Source organism: Streptomyces sp. NPDC044061, from assembly GCF_056434305.1.
This window is the reverse complement of the sequence record NZ_JBWKFL010000001.1, coordinates 389019-409223: the sequence shown is the minus strand read 5'-3', so window position 1 is coordinate 409223 and position 20205 is coordinate 389019. Positions and strand designations below refer to the sequence as shown.

At 71.6% G+C, this 20205-nt stretch carries 21 protein-coding genes; 7 read left to right on the top strand and 14 right to left on the bottom strand.

Features of this window, described 5'->3' with window-relative positions; all coding sequences use genetic code 11:
- Positions 1-40 precede the first annotated feature (40 nt).
- The 14 genes from AC07CM_RS01895 to AC07CM_RS01830 form a co-directional block, all read right to left on the bottom strand.
- Positions 41-871, bottom strand: a complete 831-nt coding sequence (locus AC07CM_RS01895; RefSeq protein ID WP_478874341.1) for a TIM barrel protein — start codon at positions 869-871, stop codon at positions 41-43.
- 148 nt (positions 872-1019) lie between these two features.
- On the bottom strand, positions 1020-1772 hold the full coding sequence (locus AC07CM_RS01890; RefSeq protein WP_478874340.1) for a hypothetical protein: 753 nt from the start codon (positions 1770-1772) through the stop codon (positions 1020-1022).
- 32 nt (positions 1773-1804) lie between these two features.
- The gene (locus tag AC07CM_RS01885; protein ID WP_478874339.1) at positions 1805-2293 is read right to left on the bottom strand and encodes a hypothetical protein; all 489 of its coding nucleotides are present in this window, start codon (positions 2291-2293) and stop codon (positions 1805-1807) included.
- Complete coding sequence (locus tag AC07CM_RS01880; RefSeq protein ID WP_478874338.1) at positions 2290-3564, bottom strand: MCE family protein; 1275 nt, start codon at positions 3562-3564, stop codon at positions 2290-2292. The genes AC07CM_RS01885 and AC07CM_RS01880 overlap by 4 nt, the downstream gene beginning before the upstream one ends.
- Complete coding sequence (locus AC07CM_RS01875; protein ID WP_478874337.1) at positions 3561-4835, bottom strand: MCE family protein; 1275 nt, start codon at positions 4833-4835, stop codon at positions 3561-3563. The genes AC07CM_RS01880 and AC07CM_RS01875 overlap by 4 nt, the downstream gene beginning before the upstream one ends.
- Positions 4832-5950 (bottom strand): MCE family protein, encoded by a 1119-nt coding sequence (locus AC07CM_RS01870; protein ID WP_478874336.1) that lies wholly within the window; start codon positions 5948-5950, stop codon positions 4832-4834. Before AC07CM_RS01870 ends, AC07CM_RS01875 begins: the two co-directional genes overlap by 4 nt.
- Complete coding sequence (locus tag AC07CM_RS01865) at positions 5947-6969, bottom strand: MCE family protein (RefSeq protein WP_478874454.1); 1023 nt, start codon at positions 6967-6969, stop codon at positions 5947-5949. Before AC07CM_RS01865 ends, AC07CM_RS01870 begins: the two co-directional genes overlap by 4 nt.
- Positions 6970-7178: 209 nt before the next feature.
- Positions 7179-8219 (bottom strand): MCE family protein, encoded by a 1041-nt coding sequence (locus AC07CM_RS01860; protein WP_478874335.1) that lies wholly within the window; start codon positions 8217-8219, stop codon positions 7179-7181.
- Entirely contained in the window at positions 8216-9469 is a 1254-nt protein-coding gene (locus tag AC07CM_RS01855; RefSeq protein ID WP_478874334.1) for an MCE family protein, read from the bottom strand. Before AC07CM_RS01855 ends, AC07CM_RS01860 begins: the two co-directional genes overlap by 4 nt.
- Before the next feature lie 5 nt (positions 9470-9474).
- The gene (locus tag AC07CM_RS01850; RefSeq protein ID WP_478874333.1) at positions 9475-10290 is read right to left on the bottom strand and encodes an MlaE family ABC transporter permease; all 816 of its coding nucleotides are present in this window, start codon (positions 10288-10290) and stop codon (positions 9475-9477) included.
- Between the two features lie 3 nt (positions 10291-10293).
- Positions 10294-11064, bottom strand: a complete 771-nt coding sequence (locus AC07CM_RS01845; protein WP_478874332.1) for an MlaE family ABC transporter permease — start codon at positions 11062-11064, stop codon at positions 10294-10296.
- Positions 11061-11990: an ABC transporter ATP-binding protein gene (locus tag AC07CM_RS01840; protein WP_478874331.1), complete on the bottom strand. Its 930-nt coding sequence runs from the start codon at positions 11988-11990 to the stop codon at positions 11061-11063. The genes AC07CM_RS01845 and AC07CM_RS01840 overlap by 4 nt, the downstream gene beginning before the upstream one ends.
- 108 nt (positions 11991-12098) lie before the next feature.
- Positions 12099-13055 (bottom strand): RNA polymerase sigma factor, encoded by a 957-nt coding sequence (locus AC07CM_RS01835; RefSeq protein ID WP_478874330.1) that lies wholly within the window; start codon positions 13053-13055, stop codon positions 12099-12101.
- Between the two features lie 143 nt (positions 13056-13198).
- Complete coding sequence (locus tag AC07CM_RS01830) at positions 13199-14215, bottom strand: lytic transglycosylase domain-containing protein (protein ID WP_478874329.1); 1017 nt, start codon at positions 14213-14215, stop codon at positions 13199-13201.
- Between the two features lie 216 nt (positions 14216-14431).
- Here AC07CM_RS01830 and AC07CM_RS01825 point away from each other — a divergent pair, with 216 nt between their 5' ends.
- From AC07CM_RS01825 to AC07CM_RS01795, 7 genes are all read left to right on the top strand, one after another.
- A complete protein-coding gene (locus AC07CM_RS01825; protein ID WP_478874328.1) occupies positions 14432-14701 on the top strand; it encodes a YkoF family thiamine-binding protein in 270 nt (89 codons plus the stop codon).
- Positions 14698-15066 carry a helix-turn-helix domain-containing protein gene (locus AC07CM_RS01820; RefSeq protein ID WP_478874327.1) on the top strand — a complete coding sequence of 123 codons (369 nt, stop codon included), beginning with the start codon at positions 14698-14700 and terminating at the stop codon, positions 15064-15066. The genes AC07CM_RS01825 and AC07CM_RS01820 overlap by 4 nt, the downstream gene beginning before the upstream one ends.
- A 117-nt stretch (positions 15067-15183) precedes the next feature.
- Complete coding sequence (uraD, locus tag AC07CM_RS01815) at positions 15184-15696, top strand: 2-oxo-4-hydroxy-4-carboxy-5-ureidoimidazoline decarboxylase (RefSeq protein WP_478874326.1); 513 nt, start codon at positions 15184-15186, stop codon at positions 15694-15696.
- Between the two features lie 4 nt (positions 15697-15700).
- Positions 15701-16096: a hydroxyisourate hydrolase gene (uraH, locus tag AC07CM_RS01810; RefSeq protein ID WP_478874325.1), complete on the top strand. Its 396-nt coding sequence runs from the start codon at positions 15701-15703 to the stop codon at positions 16094-16096.
- 5 nt (positions 16097-16101) lie between these two features.
- Positions 16102-17058, top strand: a complete 957-nt coding sequence (gene pucL, locus AC07CM_RS01805) for a factor-independent urate hydroxylase (RefSeq protein WP_478874324.1) — start codon at positions 16102-16104, stop codon at positions 17056-17058.
- Positions 17059-17187: 129 nt separating this feature from the next.
- Positions 17188-18567: an 8-oxoguanine deaminase gene (locus AC07CM_RS01800; RefSeq protein ID WP_478874323.1), complete on the top strand. Its 1380-nt coding sequence runs from the start codon at positions 17188-17190 to the stop codon at positions 18565-18567.
- Between the two features lie 242 nt (positions 18568-18809).
- Positions 18810-20201, top strand: a complete 1392-nt coding sequence (locus tag AC07CM_RS01795) for a nucleobase:cation symporter-2 family protein (protein ID WP_478874322.1) — start codon at positions 18810-18812, stop codon at positions 20199-20201.
- The last annotated feature ends 4 nt before the right edge of the window (positions 20202-20205 follow it).

Below are 20205 nucleotides of genomic sequence, written 5' to 3'. Positions count from 1 at the left end.
TCGGGGGTGCCTCTCTAACTGCTCTGCGGAGTCGGGGGGTTCAGCGCGCGTCGCGCGGGAGCCAGTCGAAGGCCTCGGCGCTCGGGCGGTCGCCCGGCTTGTACTCCAGGCCGACCCAGCCGTCGTAACCGGCCTTCCTCAGCCGGTCGAGCAGCTCCTCCAGCGGGAGCGAGCCCGTGCCGGGAGCGCCGCGGCCGGGGTTGTCGGCGATCTGCACGTGGCCGGTCTTCGCCGCGTACTGCTCGATGACCGACGGCAGGTCCTCGCCGTTCATGGACAGGTGGTACAGGTCCATGAGGAACTTCGCGTTCCCGAGGCCCGTCGCCGCGTTGACCTTGTCGACGACCTCCACCGCGGCCGGCGCCGACACCAGCGGGTACAGCGGCGACTCGGGCCGGTTCAGCGCCTCGATCAGCAGGATCGCGCCGATCCGGCCGGCGGCCCGGGCCGCGAGGGTCAGGTTCTCCAGGGCGAGCGCGTCCTGCTCGGCCGGGTCCACGCCCTCGACGCGGTTGCCGTAGAGCGCGTTGAGCGCCGTGCAGCCGAGGGAGGCGGCGAAGTCGGCGGCCACGTCGATGTTGGCGCGGAACCTCTCCGACTCCTCGCCCGGGACCGACAGGGCGCCGCGGTCCGGGCCCGGCAGCTGTCCGGCGTAGAAGTTCAGCCCCGTGAGCCGGACGCCCGCCTCCTCGATCGCCTTCCTCAGGGCGTCGAGCTCGGACTGCTCGGGGGTGGCGGAGTCGACCCAGGGCCACCACAGCTCGACCGCCGTGAAGCCCGCCGCGGCGGCGGCCGCGGGACGCTCCAGGAGCGGGAGTTCCGTGAAGAGGATCGACAGGTTGACGTTGAAGCGCTGGTCTGCAAATCCCACGGGGGCGGCGCTCCCTTCCTGTAATTCCATAATGTGGAAGTTCGTTTCTGCTTAATGGAAGACTGCCTGTGAGGAGGGAGAACTGTCAAGAGAGCCCACGAAAAAGTGCCCCCGCGCGTGGGCGCGGGGGCACTGCCGGGAGTCGGGTTCAGAGGGCGTCGACGCCGCTCACCTTCCAGCCGCCGGAGGTGCGGGTGAGCGTCATCCGCACCCGGTTCAGGTCCAGGCGGGATCCCGGGACCCGGGTGCTCTCGGTGAGCTGGTTGACGAAGAGCAGGACGACGGCCCGGTCCGGCGCGGCCGACACCACGGAGACCGCCGGAGCGCCGCCGTCGCCCGGGGTGGCCACGGTCGCCCGCACCACGCCGTGGTACTTCTTCGCGGTCGGCGCGACCACCGTCCTCGTGGTCTTGCCGTACTGGTCGCGGAAGTGCCCGGTCAGCAGGGCCCGGGCGCGGCCGAAGTCCCGGTCCAGGTGCCGGTAGTCGTACGACAGCACGACCGGCGCCGCCCTCCGCGCGGCGGCGAGGGCCTCGGCGCGGGCCTGCTCCGCCTGCCGCCCCTGCCGGTACTGCCACCCGAGCACGGCGGCCACGGCCAGGGCCGCCACGAGTACGGCGGCCGGGACCGCGGTGAGCAGCACGCTCCGCCCGGTACGGCGCGGGGGCGCGCTCTCCTCGCACTCGTCCTCGGCCGGCCCGGGCTCCGGCGGGTCCTCCCAGCCGCCCGCCGGCGGCTCGATGAGCAGGGTGTGCCCGGAGCGGGTGTCCGCTGCCGGGCGCGCGTCGTGAGCGGGGCGCTCCGGCCGTCCGGCGCGCTTGGCCGCCGCGCGGGCGGCCGCGGTCATGGTGCGGCGGGCCGGGGAACCGGTGCCGCGGGTTCGGGAGGTCGGGTTCGCCACGGTGTCTCTCCTCATTGAAGGCCTCTGGTGGTTCAGCCCACGAACGCGACGTCGGAGGTCAGCCAGCGGCCGTCCACGCGCACGAGGTCGAGCTGGAGCCGGTAGGTGCGCGCCTCGCCCTCGGGCACGGCGGTGTTGGTCACCTTGCTGTCGGCCACGACCAGCACCCGGGCCGAGCGTTCGTCGGACCGCACGATGCCCGCTTCGAGGACCTGCCCCTCGGACACCGACCTGTTCCGCGCGACCAGCTTCGTCAACTGCTCGGTCTGCGCGGCGAACTGCTTCTTGAAGTCGCCGGTGGCGCCCTTCAGCACGGTGCCGCTGTCCCGGTCGTAGTGCCGGTAGTCGAGCGAGGTGAAGTTCAGCGCCGACTGGCGGGCCGCCGCCAGGACCTCCTGGCGGCCCTGCTCCGCCGCGCGCTGGTCGGACAGCCGCAGGCCGAGCCAGCCGGACAGCACGGCCGTCAGAACGGCCGCGGCGGCCAGACCCACCGGCAGCGGCCCCGGGCGCCCCCCTCTCATGCCATCGGTCCCACGAGCAGCCATTGCCACGACTCCTTTCCGAACACGGTCCGTTCGCCGCCCGTCGAGCCGATCTCGACGGGCGTTCCGTCCGGGCCGGTCGCGGTGCCGGTCTCCGGGTCGTACGGGGTGACGTACGCGGCCCGGTTCGCGCCGGACGAACCGGTCGTCGCGCCGGGGGCGTTCTGCGCGCCGCGCACCGAGGTGCCGCTGCCGCGCGGCGCCGTGCAGCGCGCGTCGGTGTTCGCGGGGCGTGTGCCGGTCTCGGCGGGGTCGCGCCGGTGGGTGCCGTAGCCCCGGGTGCAGGCCGGCGGGTCGTCGGCGTTCACGGTCAGCCCGAAGTGGGTGGTGCCGTCGCCGGGCACGACCGTGTAGCTGCCCGCCACCGTGAGCGGCAGCGTGACCAGGGCCTGTTCGACGCCGGGCAGCCGGGCCACGGTGACCTGGCCGCCGCTGACGAGGTTGGCCAGCAGGACCGGCACGTACGGCCGCGTGGACCTCAGCAGCGAGTCGACCTCCCGCGTGGCGGGCACGGTGTTGCCGATCAGCTTGCGCAGATCCCCGTCGCTCGACCTCAACTGCTCGCTCAGCGTGGCCAGATCGCGGGAGAAGGACTTGATGGCGGAGCCCTGGTCCGCCTGTGTACCGAGCACCGTGCGCGAGTCCTCGATCAGCGAGACCGTCTCCGGGAGCGACTCGGACGCCGACTCCACCAGCGCGTTGCCGGAGTCCACCAGACGGCTCAGATGCGGCCCGGTGCCGGCGAACGCCTTGCCCAACTCGTCGACGGTGACCCGCAGGTCGTCCTTGCCGACCGACCTGACCAGCCGGTCGAGACTGAGCACCAGGTCCGTGACCGGCAGCGGGGTCCGGGTACGGCTGCGCGGGATCGGGCTGCCGTCGACGAGATACGGCCCGCCCCCGCCCCGTGGCTGGAGGTCGACGTACTGCTCGCCCACCGCCGACCGGTCGGCGATCACCGCGAGCGTGTCCGCCGGAATCCTCGGGGCGCCGTCCTCGATCTTCAGGGCCACCGAGACCCCGGTGCCGGCCGGCGCCAGATCGCCCACGCGGCCCACGGGCACACCGCGGTAGGTGACCTCGGCGCCGGAGAAGACGCCCCCGGACTCGGCGAAGTCGGCGTGCACGGTGTAGCCGCGGTGCAGGACGCCGTCCATCAGGCCCGTGTACCGGGCGCCGACGTACGACACCCCGAGGGCGGTGACGGCCGCGAAGGCGAGCAGCTGGACCCTGACCGTACGTGTGATCACGGCAGTATCCCCTTCAGCATCAGCTCGGCGAGGCCGAGGTCGACCCCGGGCGGGAGACGACGCGAGCCGTCCTCGGTGCCGTAGGCGGCCGTGCACACCGGCGGGCACAGCAGGGTGCTGCCGTCGGAGGGCGTGGACGGTACGGCGGGCGCGGAGGGGGCGGGCGGCAGGGACGGGGTGTCCGGCAGGGACGGGAGGGGGGTGGGAGTGGGGACGCCGGGCAGGTGCGGGGTCCCGGGCGCCGGGGACTTCCCGCCCCTGCCCGGCCCGCCGGTGGTGTTTCCGTAGATGCCGGTCAGGTCGAGGTCGGCGGTGATCCTCAGGTTGACGTAGTCGCCCTTGACGGCGTCCGCGGCGTTGCGCGGGAACGGGTACGTGGTGAGCAGCTCCAGGGAGTCGGGCAGGTCGTCGCCCGCCTTGTTCAGCTCCCGCAGGACGGGCCGCAGCTTCTCGAGGTTAGCGACGGTGTCGTCCCGGGAGGCGTTCACCACCCGGGTGCCGGTCCTGCCCAGCTCGGACAGTGCGGTGAGCATCTTCGTCAGGTCCCGGCGCTGGTCGGCGAGGGCCTTCAGGGCGGGCGGCATGGTGTCGACGGCCAGGGCGATCGTCCTCCTCTCCTTCTTCAGCCGTCCGGCCAGCCGGTCGACGCCCTTGAGCGCGCGCACGATCTCGTCGCGCTGGTCGTCGAGGCCGCCGAGGAACGTGTCGAGCTGCTTCAGCAGGGACCTGACCCGCGTCTCGCGGCCGTTCAGGGCCTTGTTCAGCTCGACGGTGATCGTCTTCAGCTGGGCCACCCCACCGCCGTTCAGCAGCGCGGACAGGGCCGACAGCACCTCCTCGACCTCCGGGTTGCGGCCGCTGCGGGACAGCGGGATGCGGTCGCCGTCGCGGAGCCGTCCGACGGGGGCGGTGCCGGCGGGGGCGGACAGTGCCACGTACTTCTCGCCGAGCATGCTGGTCTGTCGCAGGTCGGCGACCGCGTTGCCGGGCAGCTTCACCGAGTCGGCGATCCGCAGCCGTACGCGCGCGTGCCACCCGTCCAGCTCCACCTTCTCGACCGCGCCCACCGTGACGTCGTCGACCTTGACCGCGGACTGCGGCACCAGGTCCAGTACGTCCCTGAACTCGACGGTGACGTGGTAGGCGTGGCCGTCCGAAGCGGCGCCGCCGGGCAGCGGGACGTCGTACCAGCCGTTGAACTCGCAGCCGGTCAGCAGCAGCGAGCCGACCGCCGTCCAGGCGGCCACCTGGCTCTTGCGCAGCACGCTCATGCCGGTGCCCCCAGGATTCCGCCGAGGGTCTTGTCGACCGTGCCCGTCGCCGCGGGGGACGCCGGCACCGCGGGCAGGGAGTCGAAGAGTTTCTTCAGCTCCTTGCAGTCGGGGTTCTTGCCGCCTTCGTCCCCGGTCGTCCTCAGCAGCGAGCAGAGCAGGGACGCCGGGTCCTGCGGGGTCTGCGCGTTGTTGCGGGTGTCCAGGGTGCCGGCGACCGGGTTGTAGGCGTTCTGCAGGTTCGACAGGCCCGTGGGGGCGACGGTCAACAGCTCCTCCAGTGCGGCCCGTTGGGTGACGAGGACCTTCGTGACCCGGGCCAGGCCGCGCACGTCCGAGGTCAGTGCCTTCTTGTTGCCCTTGACGAAGCCGGACACGTCGCCGAGCGCGGCGGCCAGGTACTTCAGCGCGGCCGCGAGATCCTTGCGCTCCCCGGCGAGCTGCCCGGCCACGTCGGCGAGATCGGTGTTGAACGACCGCACGCTCGTGTCGTCGGCCGCCAGCGCGGCCGTGAACAGCTGGAGGTTCCGCACGGTCCCGAACAGGTCGCCGCGCCCGTCGGACAGCGTGGTGACCGCCTGGGAGAGGTCCTCGACCGTCCGGTTGAGGTTGTCGCCCTGGCCCTGGAGGTTGTCCGCGCTCACCGCGAGCAGTCGGGACAGTGCGCCCTTCTTGTTGGCGCCGTCCGGGCCGAGCGCCTCGGCGGTGGTGTGCAGGCTGTCGAAGATCCGGTCCAGTTCGACCGGGACGGCCGTACGGGACTCGGGGATGACGTCGCCGTCCCGGAGCGCCGCGCCCTCGCGGTACACCGGCAGCAGCTGTACGTAACGGTCGCTGACCACCGAGGAGTTGACGATGGCGGCCCGGGCGTCCGCCGGGACCTTGCGGCCCTGGTCGTACTCGAGCTCCACCCGGACCCGCCCGCCCTCCGGCGTGATCCGCCGGACCTCGCCGATGCGGACGCCGAGGACACGGACGTCGGAACCGGGGTAGATGCCGACGGTGCGTGGGAAGTACGCGGTGACGCGAACGGTGCCGGAGTGCGGCCACAGGACGACGGCGAGCGCCACGACGACGGCGAGCGCGGTGAACAGGGCCAGCAGTCTGCGGGTCATCGGGTGCCTCCTGTCCGTGGTGCGACCGGCGCGGCGACCAGGTTCTGGACGTAGGAGTCGAACCAGCGGCCGTTGCCCAGGGTGTTGGTGAAGAGCCGCACGTAGGGGGCGAGCAGCCGGACGCTGCGGTCGAGGCTCGCCTGGTTGCGTTCGAGCATCTTCACGAAGGTGCCGAGGTTCTTCAGGGCGGGCCCGGTCTGCTTGCCGTTGTCGTCGACCAGCCCCGACAGTTCGACGCCCAGCAGCGCGGAGCTCTTGAGCAGCTTGTGGATCGCCGTGCGCCGCCTGCCGATCTCCTTGAACAGCGCGTCGCCGTCCTTCACCAGCGCGGAGAAGTCCTTCGTGTGGCCGGCCAGCACCTTGGTGACTCCGTTCGCGTGGTCGAGGAGCCCGCGCAGCGCCTTGTCACGGGAGGCGACGGTCCTGGAGATCCGCGACAGTCCCCTGATCGACGCCCGCACCTCGGCGGGCGAGTCCTGGAAGGTGACGGAGATGGTGTCCAGCGCCTTGGCGAGCCGGTCCGTGTCGACCTCCTCGGTGGTGGTCGTCAGGTCGCTGAAGGCCTGGACGACGTCGTACGCCGACACGGTCCGCCGGAGCGGGATCTCGCTGCCCGGCCGCAACCGGCCGGGTCCCTTCGGGTACAGGGCCAGGTACTTCGCGCCGAGGATGGTCTTCACCCTGATCGACGCGCCCGTGTCGGTGCCGAACGCCGGGCCGCCCTTCACCTTGAAGGTGACCTTGACGTGGTCGCCGTCGAGGTCGACGTCCTCGACCTTGCCGACCTTGACCCCCGCGATCCGTACCTCGTCGCCAGGCTTGAGCCCGCCCGCCTCCGAGAACGCCGCGCTGTACGTCTCGCCGCCGCCGATCAGCGGCAGGCTGTCGGCGTTGAACGCGGCGACCGTGAGCAGCGCGAGGACGGTGAGGCCGACGGCGCCGACGACCACCGGGTTTCGTTCACGCAAGGGCTTCGTCCCAGGGCGCCGCAGCCGGATCCTGGGCAGCTTCGGCGGCAGGACGCGCACCTTGACGAGGGGTTCGGGGCGGGTGCTGCGCCTGGCAGGCCGGGGGAGTCTCGGCAGCCTGGGCGGCAGGACGCGCACCTTGACCAGGGGTTCGGGGCGGGTGCTGCGCCTGGCAGGCCGGGGGAGTCTCGGCAGCCTGGGCGGCAGGATCCGTACGGTCACCAGGGGTTCGGGGCGACGCCGCCCCGCAGCGCGCAGTCTCATCCGCCGCACCTCGCCCGCGCCACGTGCAGCTCCGGGGTGATCACCTGCTTGGTCCTCGGCAGCACGATCCGGCCGTCGAAGTCGCAGAGGTAGAAGTTGAACCACGAGCCGTAGGACGCCGTCCCGGTCAGCTTGTCGAGCTTGTTCGGCAGTCGCTTCAGGACGCCCTCCACGGTGTTCTCGTTCTTGTTCAGCGTTCCGGTGAGCTCGCCGAGCCCGGCGATGTCGTCCTTCAGCGGCGGACGCGCGTCCTTCAGCAGCCCCGACGTGACGTCCGTGAGGTCGCCGATGCCCACCAGCGACTCCCCGATCGGCTTGCGGTCGGCGGACAGCCCCGAGATCACCCGGCGCAGCTGCGTGAGCAGCCCCGAGAAGCGGGCGCCGCGCTTGTCGAGCGTCTTCAGGACGGTGTTGAGGTTGTCGATCACCGAGCCGATCAGCCGGTCGCGGTCGGCGAGGGTCGTGGTGAGCGACGCCGTGTGCGCGAGCAGGCTGTTCACCGTCCCGCCCTCGCCCTGCAGGGTCTGGACGATCTCGGTGGCGAGCTGGTTGACGTCGCCCGGGCTGAGCGCGGCGAACAGCGGCTTGAAGCCGTTCAGCAGGGCGTTGAGGTCCAGCGCCGGCCGGGTCCGGGACAGCGGGATGGTGCCGCCGGGCCGCAGCCGTGCGGTGCCGCCGCCGGCGCCCTCGGTGAGCGCGATGTACCGCTGCCCGACCAGGTTCCGGTAGCGGACGACCGCGTGGGTGCCGGCGAGCAGCGGCCGGTCGGCGGTGACGGTGAAGGTGACCTCGGCCAGGGTCCGGTGCCTGATCCCGATGTCCTCGACCTCCCCGACCCGCACCCCGGCCACCCGGATGTCGTCGCCGGTCTCCAGCCCGGTCACGTCGCTGAAGACCGCGTGGTAGGTGTCCTTCGGGGTGAAGGTGACGTTCACGATGGTGGCGGCGAGCAGGGCCGTCGCCGCGATCGTGACCAGCGCGAACAGGCTGAACTTGATCAGTGGGGCGGCCGTCTGCCGCGCTCCCGACCCGCTCATGCGACACTCACCGCCGTCCCGCGCGCGAGCGGCCCGAACAGCAGGGTCGCGACGGGCGGCACCTCGTCCGCGGGGACGCCCATGACGGGGGCCACGAGCGAGCCGACCGCCCGCTGCTCGGCCTCGGTGGCGGACACGCCGGCGGCGCCGGGGAGCGCGCCGCCCGGTCGGGCCGACGTGCCGTCGTCGAGGTGCGGTTTCGGCCCGGGCACCCGCGGATGCGGCAGCCCGCGGCAGTCCGGGCCCGACCGCTCGCCGTAGACCGGCTCCTCACCGGGCCGGTACGCCCCCTGCGGCCGGACGACCTCGAGGGTGATCCGCATCTCCCCGCCCCGGAACGCGTCCTCCGACGCCCTCTCCTGCCGGACGAGGCCCTGGAACAGGCACGGGTACTCGGGGGAGTAGCGGGCGAAGAGCTCCAGCGTGGGGCGGGAGACCCTCCCCAGGGTGATCAGCCGGTCGCCGTTGTCGGACAGGAAGTCGTCCGCCGTGCCCGCCACGGTGGCGGTCGAGCGCAGAGCCGCGGCCAACTGGTCCCTCTTCTCCGTGATCGTGCGGCTTGTGGTGACCGTGGCGCGCAGGATGCGCATCAGGTCGGGCGCGGCGTCGCCGTAGACCTCGGCGACGTCGGCGAAGCGCGCGATGTCCTCCTGGATCGAGGGCACATGCGGGTTGAGGGCGCGCAGATAGCCCTCGACCCGGGTGAGGTTGGCGCCGACGCGGTCGCCGCGGCCCTCGAGCGCGGTGGCGAACGCCGAGAGCGTGGCGTTGAGTTCACCGGGCCTGACCGTCCGCAGCAGCGGCAGCAGGTCGTTCATCAGCTGCTGGACCTCGATACCGGTCTTCGTGCGGTCCTGGGTGATGACGTCCCCGGCGCGGATCGGCCGAGCCGACGAGTGCGCGGAGCGGGCGGGCGCCACCAGGTCGACGTACTTCTCGCCGAACAGCGTCTTGGGCAGCAGCCGTGCGTGCACGTCCGAGGGGATGGACGAGACGTACCGCGGCTGCAGCGCGAGGTCGAGGGTCGCCCTCGTGCCGTCGGTGTGCACGGCGCGCACCTCGCCGACCAGCAGCCCGCGCAGCTTGACGTCGGCGCGCGGATCGAGCTGGTTGCCGAGCCTGTCGGCCTGGAGCGTGACGCGCACGACGGGCGTGAACGCCTGCCGGTAGACGGCCACCGCGAGCGACAGCAGCAGTGCGAGCACGGCGAGGAACGCGATGCCGTACAACCTGAGTCTCAGCACTCGCACCGGCCTCACCCCGCGATCCGTACGGTCGTGCTCGCGCCCCAGATCGCGAGGCTCAGAAAGAAGTCCAGGACGTTGACGGCGACGATGGACGTGCGCACCGCCCGGCCCACCGCGACGCCGACGCCCGCCGGGCCGCCGCTCGCGTGGTAGCCGTAGTAGCAGTGCACCAGGATGATCAGCACGGCGAAGACGATCACCTTGCCGAAGGACCAGAGCACGTCCACCGGCGGCAGGTACTGGTGGAAGTAGTGGTCGTACGTGCCCGTCGACTGCCCGTAGTAGCCGGTGGTGATGGTGCGGGCGGCGAGGTACGAGGACAGCAGCCCGATCACGTACAGCGGGATCACCGCGACGAAGCCGGCGATCATCCGCGTCGTCACCAGGAACGGCAGCGAGGGCACGCCCATCACCTCCAGCGCGTCGGTCTCCTCGCTGATCCGCATCGCGCCGAGCTGCGCGGTGAATCCGGCGCCGACGGTGGCGGACAGGGCGAGCCCGGCGACCAGCGGGGCGATCTCCCGGGTGTTGAAGTACGCCGACAGGAACGCCACGAAGTTGGAGGTGCCGAGCTGGTTCAGGGCCGCGTAGCCCTGGAGGCCGACCTCGGTGCCGGTGAAGAAGGAGAGGAAGGCGATCACGCCGACCGTGCCGCCGACGACGGCGAGCGCGCCCCGGCCGAAGCTCACCTCGGCGAGCAGCCGCAGGATCTCCTTCTTGTAGCGGCGCAGGGTACGGCCCGACCACGCCAGCGAGCGGCCGTAGAAGGACAGTTGGGTGCCCAGCTCTTCGAGTGAGCGCAAGGGGCGGTCGAGAAGTCTCATCGGCTAACCCCTCTGCGGGACGAGCTGGAAGTACACCGCGGTCATCACGAAGTTGGTCACGAACAGCAACATGAAGGTGATCACCACGGACTGGTTCACGGCGTCGCCCACGCCCTTCGGACCGCCCTTCGCCGTGAGCCCCTTGTACGAGGCGACGATGGCCGCGATGGCCCCGAACACCAGTGCCTTGATCTCGGCCGCCCACAGGTCGGACAGCTGGGCGAGCGTGGTGAAGGACGCCAGGTAGGCGCCGGGCGTGCCGTGCTGCAGGACGACGTTGAAGAAATAGCCGCCCGCGACACCGACGACCGAGACCAGGCCGTTGAGCAGCACGGCCACGACCATCGACGCGAGCACGCGTGGCACGACGAGCCGGTGGACGGGGTCGATGCCGAGCACCTGCATCGCGTCGATCTCGTCCCGGATCCTGCGCGCCCCGAGGTCCGCGCAGATCGCCGTGCCGCCCGCGCCCGCGATCAGCAGTGCGGTGACGATCGGCGAGGCCTCACGGAGCACGGCGAGCACGGACGCGGCACCGGAGAAGGACTGCGCGCCCAACTGCCGGGTCAGGCTGCCGATCTGGAGTGCGATGACCGCGCCGAAGGGGATCGAGACGAGAGCCGTCGGCAGGATCGTGACGCTCGCGACGAACCAGGCCTGCTGGATGAACTCCCGTGCCTGGAAGGGCCGTCGCGGCAGGGCCCGCACGATGTCCAGCGCCATCGCGAACAGGTTGCCCGAGTGCCGCAGCGCACCCGTCGGGGAGAGGCTCATGCGCCCGTCACCCCCGTCCCGTGCAGCTCGGCCTCCCGGCGGGCGATCGCCTCCCAGCGGGGCGGGCGCGCTATGCCGGGACTCGGCAGCAGCCGGGGGGTGAGGACGTCGGCTCCGGCGGCCTCGTCGATCCGGGCCAGTTCCTGCTCGACCTGGGCCGCGTCCTTCTCCTCCGCCATGCCGATCGGACCCTGCACCCGGCCGTTCAGGAACTGCCGTACGACCGGTTCGTCACTGGTCAGCAGCCGCTCGCGGGGCCCGAACATCACCAGTTCGCGCCGGAAGAGCAGCCCGATGTTGTCGGGCACCTGGCGGGCCGAGGCGATGTCGTGGGTGACGATCAGGAAGGTCGCCTCGATCTGTGCGTTGAGGTCGACGATGAGCTGGTTGAGGTAGGCCACGCGGACCGGGTCGAGGCCCGAGTCGGGCTCGTCGAACAGGATGATCTCCGGGTCGAGGACCAGGGCGCGGGCGAGCCCGGCACGCTTGCGCATCCCGCCGGAGATCTCGCCGGGCAGCTTCCCCTCGGCACCGATCAGCCCGACCATGTCCATCTTCTCCAGCACGATGCGCCGGATCTCGCTCTCGGACCTGCGGGTGTGCTCGCGCAGCGGGAAGGCGATGTTGTCGTACAGGTTCATCGAGCCGAACAGCGCTCCGTCCTGGAACAGCACGCCGAACAGCTTCCGCACCTCGTACAGGTCGCGCTCACGCAGGCGGGTGATGTCCCGGCCCGCCACCTTCACCGAGCCCCGCTCGGGTCTCAGCAGCCCGACGAGCGTCTTGAGGAACACGGACTTGCCCGTCCCCGAGGGGCCGAGCAGCACCGAGACCTCCCCGGCGGGCAGCGTCAGCGAGACGTCCTGCCAGACGACCTGGTGACCGAAGGACTTGGTCAGCCCTTCCACACAGATCTCGACACCCATCCGGTCCCACCCTTCGCCCGTGGAGCAGCTTCGACATCTGCTCTACGGGGAGGGGCGGGGCGTCCGTCGCGGCGACAGCGGATTTTTTTCGGACGCCCCGACGGCGCGCTACGGCAGTTTCAGGGAAGGCACGCTCAAGGTGGGGACGGGGAGGGAGACGGACGGGAGGGCCGGTGCGGAGGGCAGCGGCGGCACCGAGGGCACCGCGGACCTCACCGGCAGGTCGGGAAGCGGAGGCGAGGAGACTTTCGGCAGGGGCGGCACACTGAGCGACACGGCGGGTGCGCCGGCGGACGGACGGGTCACGGTGTGCGTCGGGGCCGCCGAGGTCCCGCGCCTCCGCGGGGCGTGCGCCGTGCCGGTGCTGTCGGTCCGGATCGTCCGTGCCCCGCCGGACACCGTCGGCCGCGGCGCCGGAGCTGCCGCGCCACCGCCTCCGTCGAGGGCGTACGGCAGCACGAACACCGCGGCCGCCAGGGTCGCCGCCGTCGAGGTGAGCGCCACGGCCTGCATCTTCCCGCCCCCGCGCGGCCGCCCGCGGCCGACCAGGAACAGCACCAGCCCGAGCGTCCCGGCCAGCGAGGCACGCAGCGTGCGCCGGGCCCGCGCCAGCAGCGACTCGACGGTCCGGTAGCTGAGGCCCATCCGCACCGCGACCTGGCTCACGTCCAGGTCCTCGGACTTCAGCCGCAACGCCTCAGCCTGCCGGGCGGGCAGCTCCCCACTGCGCACGGCGAGCCACTTCGCCTCGGCCCGGTCGCACACCGCCTCCTCGACGGGCACCGGGCCCGGCGCGACGAGCGTGGGGCGGCGCCCCACCTCGGCCTCCCGGTTGACCTGCCGATGGCGGTCGACGCACAGCCGCATCGTCACCGTCGTCAGCCAGGCGCCGAGCCGCTCGTCGTCCAGGTCGGGCCGCTCGGCGGCGCGCAGCATCGCCTCGTGCACGGCGTCCTCGGCGTCCTCCGGGCTCATCGAACGGCGCCGGGCCACCTTGAGCAACTGCTCACGATGGCTCCACATGCGCTGCCAACGCTCGTCGTCGGCCTCTGTGTCCGCAGGCATGTCAGTCGCCATGAGGGCCCCTTCGCACTCACCCGCCGGTCCGGTGCTCCCGGCGGGTGGCGACATTACCGCCGGGTATCCACGGTTGTGGAGGGGGAGGCGCCCATCGTGTTCCAGCTGTTGCCGGGAGCAGCTGTCGCTGGTCAGAGCCCTGCGCCGGACAGGACGCCGCCGCCGGGCAGCGTCAGGGTCGGTTCGGGGACCGGGATCGGCGGCGCCTCGGACCCCGTCGGGGCTACGGCCGTGCCGGACGGTGCGGGGGCGGGTGAGGCGGGTGGCGCCGACGGCGTGCGCGAAGGGCCGGTGCCCGGCTTCCGGTCGTCCGACGGCTTCGGCGAGGGCTTCGGGGCCTTCGGGCGGGACGGCTTCGGCCGGTCCCGGGACTCGGCGCGGGACCCGGCGGGTGCGTCCGGCACCACGCGGTGTCCGGTCAGGTAGTACGCGTACCAGGCCTTCACCGTCCGCAGATAGGCGTCCGAGTGGTTGTAGCCGAGGATCGCCCGGTCCAGACCGGCGGGGTCCGACAGGTCCCGGCCGTCCGCGCACAGGTAGCGGCCGGCGGCGAGAGCGGCGTCGTAGACGTTGTCCGGGTCCGCCTGCCCGTCCCCGTTGCCGTCCGCGCCCCAGCGCGCCCAGGTCGACGGGATGAACTGCATCGGGCCGACCGCGCGGTCGTACACCGCGTCCCCGTCGTACGCGCCGCCGTCGGTGTCCGGCACGAGGGCGTAGGCGCCGCCGGTCAGCCGGGGACCGAGGACGGGTGTCACGGTCGTGCCGTCCGGGGTCACCCGGCCGCCCCGCGCCTGCCCGGACTCCACCTGGCCGATCGCCGCCAGCAGCTGCCAGCGCAGCCGGCAGCCGGGCGCGGTGCGCGCCAGGTCCTCCTCGGCGCGCCGGTACGCGGCGAACACGCTCGCCGGCAGGGCACCGCCCACGACCGTCCGCGCCGAGCCTTCCTCGCGGGGCCGCAGCGGGGGCAGATCGGTGCGGTAGGGGGTGTCTCCGGACACGCTGGGGCCGTGCCCGGCGGGTGCCGCCTCCCGCACCGGCCGAGCGGCCTGCGCCAGGACCACCCCCGGCGCCTGCGACGCGGTCAGCGCGGCCATCGCCGCGGCCGCGATCGCCGTTCCCCTGGCTCCCCTGAGCGCTCCCTCGAGCACACGCCGTGTCACCTTGCAGTCCCCTCCCCGAGCGGAATCTCCGTCGACCGCTCTACGCGGGCGCGCGGCCGATCCGTCGCGCGTCGGCGGGTCGGATTCCGGGAGCGAGGGGCGAACGCGGTTCCGTTAAGGTCTCCCCAAGCGGCCCGGCCGGTCCGGCCCCGGTCGCGGACCTGGCGGTGCGCGCGGGTCGGAAGAGGATGCCTTGGGGGCACAGTGCGACTGAAAGTGGAGTTCACGACGGAGCCCTTCGATCTCGACGAGGCACCCGCGCACGCGCTGGTCGCCCGCGAGGTCATCGAGGCGGCGGAACTGGACGCGGTGGACGTCGGCCCGTTCGGCAACACGGCGGAGGGCGGCGCCGACGCCGTGCTCGGCGCCGTGGACGCCCTGCTGCGCAGGAGCCTGGAGGCCGGCGCCACCCGGATCTCGCTGCAGGTCAACGTGGTTGACGCGGTCGGCGCGGCCGGGGAGGGCGAGAAGTGACCGGGACCGGGGACGAACCGTTCATCGCGGCCGTGAAGCCGCTGGTCGACGCCATGGGCGGGGAGATTCTCCCGCCGGACGAGGCCGGCACCGAGGACGTCGTGCTCGCCTGGGAGGGCGTCGACGTGGTCGCCGTGCGCCTGCCCCAGCTCGCCGACTCGCTGGACCACATCCTGGCCGCGATGGAGCGCAGGAAGGGCAGGCCGCTGGCCGACCTGGACCGCAAGGCCAAGCAGGAGGTCGTGCGGATACTGGAGGCGCGAGGCGCCTTCGCCGTGCGCCACGGCGTGGAGACCGTGGCGAGTGCGCTCGGCGTGAGCCGCTTCACGGTCTACAACTACCTCAACCGTGAGAAAGAAGGCTGACGTCCGGCCGGGACGCAACCGCGAATTTTCAACAAAGTGTTGACGTCGTGTTTCGGAGGGCGTTAGCTACAGGCAGCCCGTTCAGCACGAAGGCCGTTTCCGGCCACGGAGGCTCCCGTGACTACGACTTCCACGCCCCCGGGCCTGGCCCGGTTCAACGTCCTCGAGGAGCGCGCGGCCCTCGCCGCCCTCCACGAGGCGTGCGCCTCCACCGAGTGGGCCCGGCGGCTGCTGGCCGCCCGCCCGTACGCCACCGTGGAAGACCTCTACACCGGCAGCGACGCCGCCATGGCCGAACTCGGCACCGCGGACCTGGAAGAGGCGATGGCCGGCCACCCGCCGATCGGCCGCCCCAAGCCCGGTGACCCGACCTCCGCCCGGGAACAGCGCGGCATGGCCGGCGCCTCCGGGGAGCTCAAGGCGGAGATGCTCGAACTCAACCTGGCCTACCAGGAGAAGTTCGGCCACGTCTTCCTCATCTGCGCCACCGGCCGGACCGGCGAGCAGATGCGGGACGCGGTCAAGGAGCGGATCGGCAACGCGCCGGAGCAGGAGCGGGAGATCGTCCGCACCGAGCTGGGCAAGATCAACCGCATCCGACTGGCCCGACTCGTCGAAGAGGACGCCTGAGACCATGAGCACCAGCACCACCGCCTCCGTGTCCACGCACATCCTGGACACCTCCGTCGGCCGCCCCGCCGAAGCCGTCGCCGTCCACCTTTCGGCCCGTGGCGGCCGCGACTCGGACTGGCGGGCGCTCGGCGGCTCCGCGACCGACGCCGACGGCCGGTGCAAGGACCTTCCGGACCTGCCGGAAGGTACGACACACGTACGGCTCGACTTCGCGGTGGAGCCGTATTTCGAGAAGAAGCAAGCCGATGCGCAGCAGGACGCCCCCGCGAATCGGGACAGCGGACCCGGCGTGTTCTTCCCGGAGGTGGCGATCACGTTCGCCGTCGTACCGGGCGAGCACTACCACGTACCGCTGCTGCTCAACCCGTTCGGCTACTCCGTTTACCGAGGGAGCTAGCAGAAATGACTGACATTTCCCGGCCCGCCCGCCCTGTGATCCTGGGACAGAACCAGTACGGCAAGGCCGAGAACCGAGTCGTAAAGATCACGCGGGACGGCGCCACCCACCACATCAAGGACCTCAACGTATCCGTGGCGCTGAGCGGCGACATGGAAGAGGTCCACTACTCCGGCTCCAACGCCAACGTCCTGCCGACCGACACCACCAAGAACACGGTGTTCGCGTTCGCCAAGGAGCACGGCATCGAGTCCGCCGAGCAGTTCGGCATCCACCTCGCCCGGCACTTCGTCACCTCGCAGGAGCCGATCAGGACCGCGCGGATCCGGATCGAGGAGTACGCCTGGGAGCGGATCGCGACCTCCGACGCCAACTCCAAGTTCATCGGCGCGGACGAGGTCAAGCACTCGTTCGTGAAGAAGGGCCAGGAGACCCGCCTCACCCAGATCACCTACGACGGTGAGAAGTGGGAGGTCATCTCCGGTCTGAAGGACCTGACGGTGATGAACTCGACCAACTCCGAGTTCTGGGGCTACGTCAAGGACAAGTACACGACGCTCCAGGAGGCCTACGACCGCATCCTGGCCACCTCGGTCTCCGGCCGCTGGCGGTTCAACTGGACCGACGACGAGCAGAAGACGCCCAACTGGGAGAAGTCCTACGAGCAGGTCAAGAAGCACATGCTCCAGGCCTTCGCCGAGACCTACTCCCTCTCGCTGCAGCAGACGCTGTACCAGATGGGCGCGCGCATCATCAACAACCGCAGCGAGATCGACGAGGTCCGCTTCTCGCTGCCGAACAAGCACCACTTCCTGGTCGACCTGGAGCCCTTCGGGCTGAAGAACGACACCGCCGATGGAGCTGTCTACTTCGCCGCCGACCGGCCCTACGGCCTGATCGAGGCGACCATCCTGCGCGACGGCTGCGAGCCGAAGATCCCGGTGGACCTCACCAACCTCTGATCCACTCCCTTTTTTCGGCACCCGTGACCGGGGGACACGCCTCCTGCGGATCCCCGGTCACGGCACTCAAACTCCTAGGGTCCTGCCGTGCCCTCTCTCAAGAGTCCACTGAGTGAAAAGGACGAAGTCATGGCAGCAGCCCAGCGCATCGTCATCGAGAACTGTTCGATCGCGACCGTCGACGCCGAGGACACCGAGTACGCCTCCGGGTACCTGGTCATCGCCGGCAACCGTATCGAGGCGGTCGGCGCGGGCAAGGCCCCCGAGGGCCTGGAGAACGTCGTACGCCGTATCGACGCCACCGGGCACCTCGTGACCCCCGGCCTGATCAACACCCACCACCACTTCTACCAGTGGATCACCCGGGGCCTGGCCACGGACCACAACCTCTTCAACTGGCTGGTCGCGCTCTACCCGACCTGGGCGCGCATCGACGAGCAGATGGCCTACTCGGCGGCCCAGGGATCGCTGGCCATGATGGCCCGCGGCGGCGTCACCACCGCCATGGACCACCACTACGTCTACCCGCAGGGCTCCGGCGACCTGTCCGGCGCGATCATCCGCGCCGCCCGCGAGACGGGCGTCCGCTTCACCCTCGCCCGCGGTTCCATGGACCGCAGCGAGAAGGACGGCGGCCTGCCCCCGGACTTCGCCGTCGAGACCCTGGAGGGCGCCCTCACCGCGACCGAGGCCACCGTCAAGGAGCACCACGACGCCTCCTTCGACGCGATGACCCAGGTCGCCGTCGCCCCCTGCTCCCCCTTCTCCGTCTCCACCGAACTCCTCAAGCAGGGCGCCGAGCTGGCCCGCCGCCTCGGGGTACGGCTGCACACCCACGGTTCCGAGACCGTGGAGGAGGAGAAGTTCTGCCACGAGCTGTTCGGCATGGGCCCGACCGACTACTTCGAGTCCACCGGCTGGCTGGGCGAGGACGTGTGGATGGCGCACTGCGTCCACATGAACGACTCCGACATCGCCGCCTTCGGCCGGACGAAGACCGGTGTCGCCCACTGCCCCTCTTCCAACGCCCGCCTCGCGGCCGGCATCGCCCGCGTCCCCGACATGCTCCGCGCCGGTGTCCCGGTCGGCCTCGGCGTCGACGGCACCGCGTCCAACGAGTCCGGCGAACTCCACACCGAGCTGCGCAACGCCCTGCTGATCAACCGCCTCGGCGCGCACCGGGAGGCCGCGCTGAACGCCCGGCAGGCGCTGCGCCTCGGCACCCACGGCGGCGCCCAGGTCCTCGGCCGCGCGGCCGAGACCGGCTCGCTGGAGGCCGGCAAGCTGGCCGACCTGGTGCTGTGGAAGCTGGACACCCTCGCCCACGCCTCCATCGCCGACCCGGTGACCGCCCTGGTCTTCGGTGCGGCGGCCCCGGTCACCGCCTCCTTCGTCGACGGACGTCAGATCGTCGAGGACGGCCGCCTGCTGACCGTCGACGAGGACGCCATCGCCCGCTCCACGCGGGACGAGGCCCAGCGCCTGGCGCGGATCGCCGCCCAGGGCTGAGCCGGAGCTGGACTCCGGCCGGGAGGGACGGCTCCCGGCCGGCAGCCGTGGACCCGAGCGGGGTCCATGGCGGCCGTCTCCGGGGCGCGCGTGAAGGCGCGCGCCCCGGAACGGTCACCGTTCCCCGACCCACCTCCGCTTCCGCTCCTGGAACTGGGTCCCCGGTCCCGCACGACCGCCGCGCACCACCTCCCTGAAACCCACGTCAGAGCCGACGTGTATAACCGACCGGAGGAGCCGCCGTGTCCGCCCACCCCGTAGACGACAAGCTCGTCCACCCCGTGGACGAGAAACTCCCCGCCCTGAAGATGGCGACCAGCGGCCTGCAGCACGTGGCCGCCATGTACGCGGGAGTCGTCGCCCCACCCCTGATCGTCGGAGCGGCCGCAGGCCTGTCCGGCACCGACCTCACCTTCCTCACCGGAGCGTGCCTGTTCACCGCGGGCCTCGCGACCTTCCTGCAGACCCTCGGCATCTGGAAGATCGGCGCCCGCCTGCCCTTCGTCAACGGCGTCACGTTCGCCGGGGTCGCCCCGATGACGGCGATCGTCGCCTCCGCCGAGGACAAGGCCGACGCCCTGCCGATGATCTTCGGCGCGGTCATCGTCGCCGGCCTCCTGGGCTTCCTCGCGGCCCCCGTCTTCTGCAAGGCGGTCCGCTTCTTCCCGCCGGTCGTCACCGGTACGGTCATCACCCTGATAGGCGTCTCCCTCCTTCCGGTCGCCTTCAACTGGGCGCAGGGCCCCAACCCCGCCGCGCACGACTACGGTTCGACCACCAACCTCACCCTGGCCGGCGTCACCCTGCTGATCGTCCTGCTGCTGCGCCGGTTCACGCGCGGCTTCGTCAAGCAGATCGCGGTCCTGCTCGGCCTGATCGCCGGCACGCTGATCGCGATCCCGTTCGGCGTCACGGACTTCGCCCCCGTGGCGGACGCGAAACTGATCGGCTTCCCGGCCCCGTTCCACTTCGGCGCCCCGCAGTTCCACATCGCGGCGATCCTGTCGATGTGCGTGGTGATGGTGGTCTCGATGACCGAATCCACCGCCGACATGCTGGCGTTGGGCGAGATCGTCGAACGCCCGGCCGACGAGCGGACCATCGCCGCCGGTCTGCGCGCCGACACCCTCGGCTCCGCCCTCAGCCCCCTCTTCAACGGCTTCATGTGCAGCGCCTTCGCGCAGAACATCGGCCTCGTGGCGATGACCCGCATCCGCAGCCGCTTCGTCGTCGCCTTCGGCGGCGGGTTCCTGGTCCTGATGGGCCTGTGCCCGATGGCCGCCTCGCTCATCGCGGTCGTACCCCGCCCGGTCCTCGGCGGCGCCGGAGTGGTCCTCTTCGGCTCGGTCGCCGCGAGCGGCATCCAGACCCTGGTCCGGGCCGGCCTGGAGAAGGACAACAACGTCCTGATCGTGGCCGTCTCCCTCGCGGTCGGCATCATCCCGATCACCGCGCCGGAGTTCTACCACGCCTTCCCGGACACCGCGAAGATCGTCCTCGACTCCGGCATCTCCACCGGCTGCGTCACGGCGGTCCTGCTCAACCTGGTCTTCAACCACCTGGGCAGGGACCACGAGGCCGAGGACGTCACCCACCCCATGGAGTCGGGCGAGGAACTCGCACCGGCCCACTGAACCC

Coding starts and splice junctions, on each gene's coding strand:
- AC07CM_RS01885 (WP_478874339.1), bottom strand. CDS start 2,293: ATGAGAGGGGGGCGCCCGGGGCCGCTGCCGGTGGGTCTGGCCGCCGCG.
- AC07CM_RS01800 (WP_478874323.1), top strand. CDS start 17,188: ATGGCAGCAGCCCAGCGCATCGTCATCGAGAACTGTTCGATCGCGACC.
- AC07CM_RS01850 (WP_478874333.1), bottom strand. CDS start 10,290: ATGAGACTTCTCGACCGCCCCTTGCGCTCACTCGAAGAGCTGGGCACC.
- pucL (WP_478874324.1), top strand. CDS start 16,102: ATGACTGACATTTCCCGGCCCGCCCGCCCTGTGATCCTGGGACAGAAC.
- AC07CM_RS01860 (WP_478874335.1), bottom strand. CDS start 8,219: ATGAGCGGGTCGGGAGCGCGGCAGACGGCCGCCCCACTGATCAAGTTC.
- uraH (WP_478874325.1), top strand. CDS start 15,701: ATGAGCACCAGCACCACCGCCTCCGTGTCCACGCACATCCTGGACACC.
- AC07CM_RS01845 (WP_478874332.1), bottom strand. CDS start 11,064: ATGAGCCTCTCCCCGACGGGTGCGCTGCGGCACTCGGGCAACCTGTTC.
- AC07CM_RS01875 (WP_478874337.1), bottom strand. CDS start 4,835: ATGAGCGTGCTGCGCAAGAGCCAGGTGGCCGCCTGGACGGCGGTCGGC.
- AC07CM_RS01835 (WP_478874330.1), bottom strand. CDS start 13,055: ATGCCTGCGGACACAGAGGCCGACGACGAGCGTTGGCAGCGCATGTGG.
- AC07CM_RS01870 (WP_478874336.1), bottom strand. CDS start 5,950: ATGACCCGCAGACTGCTGGCCCTGTTCACCGCGCTCGCCGTCGTCGTG.
- AC07CM_RS01840 (WP_478874331.1), bottom strand. CDS start 11,990: ATGGGTGTCGAGATCTGTGTGGAAGGGCTGACCAAGTCCTTCGGTCAC.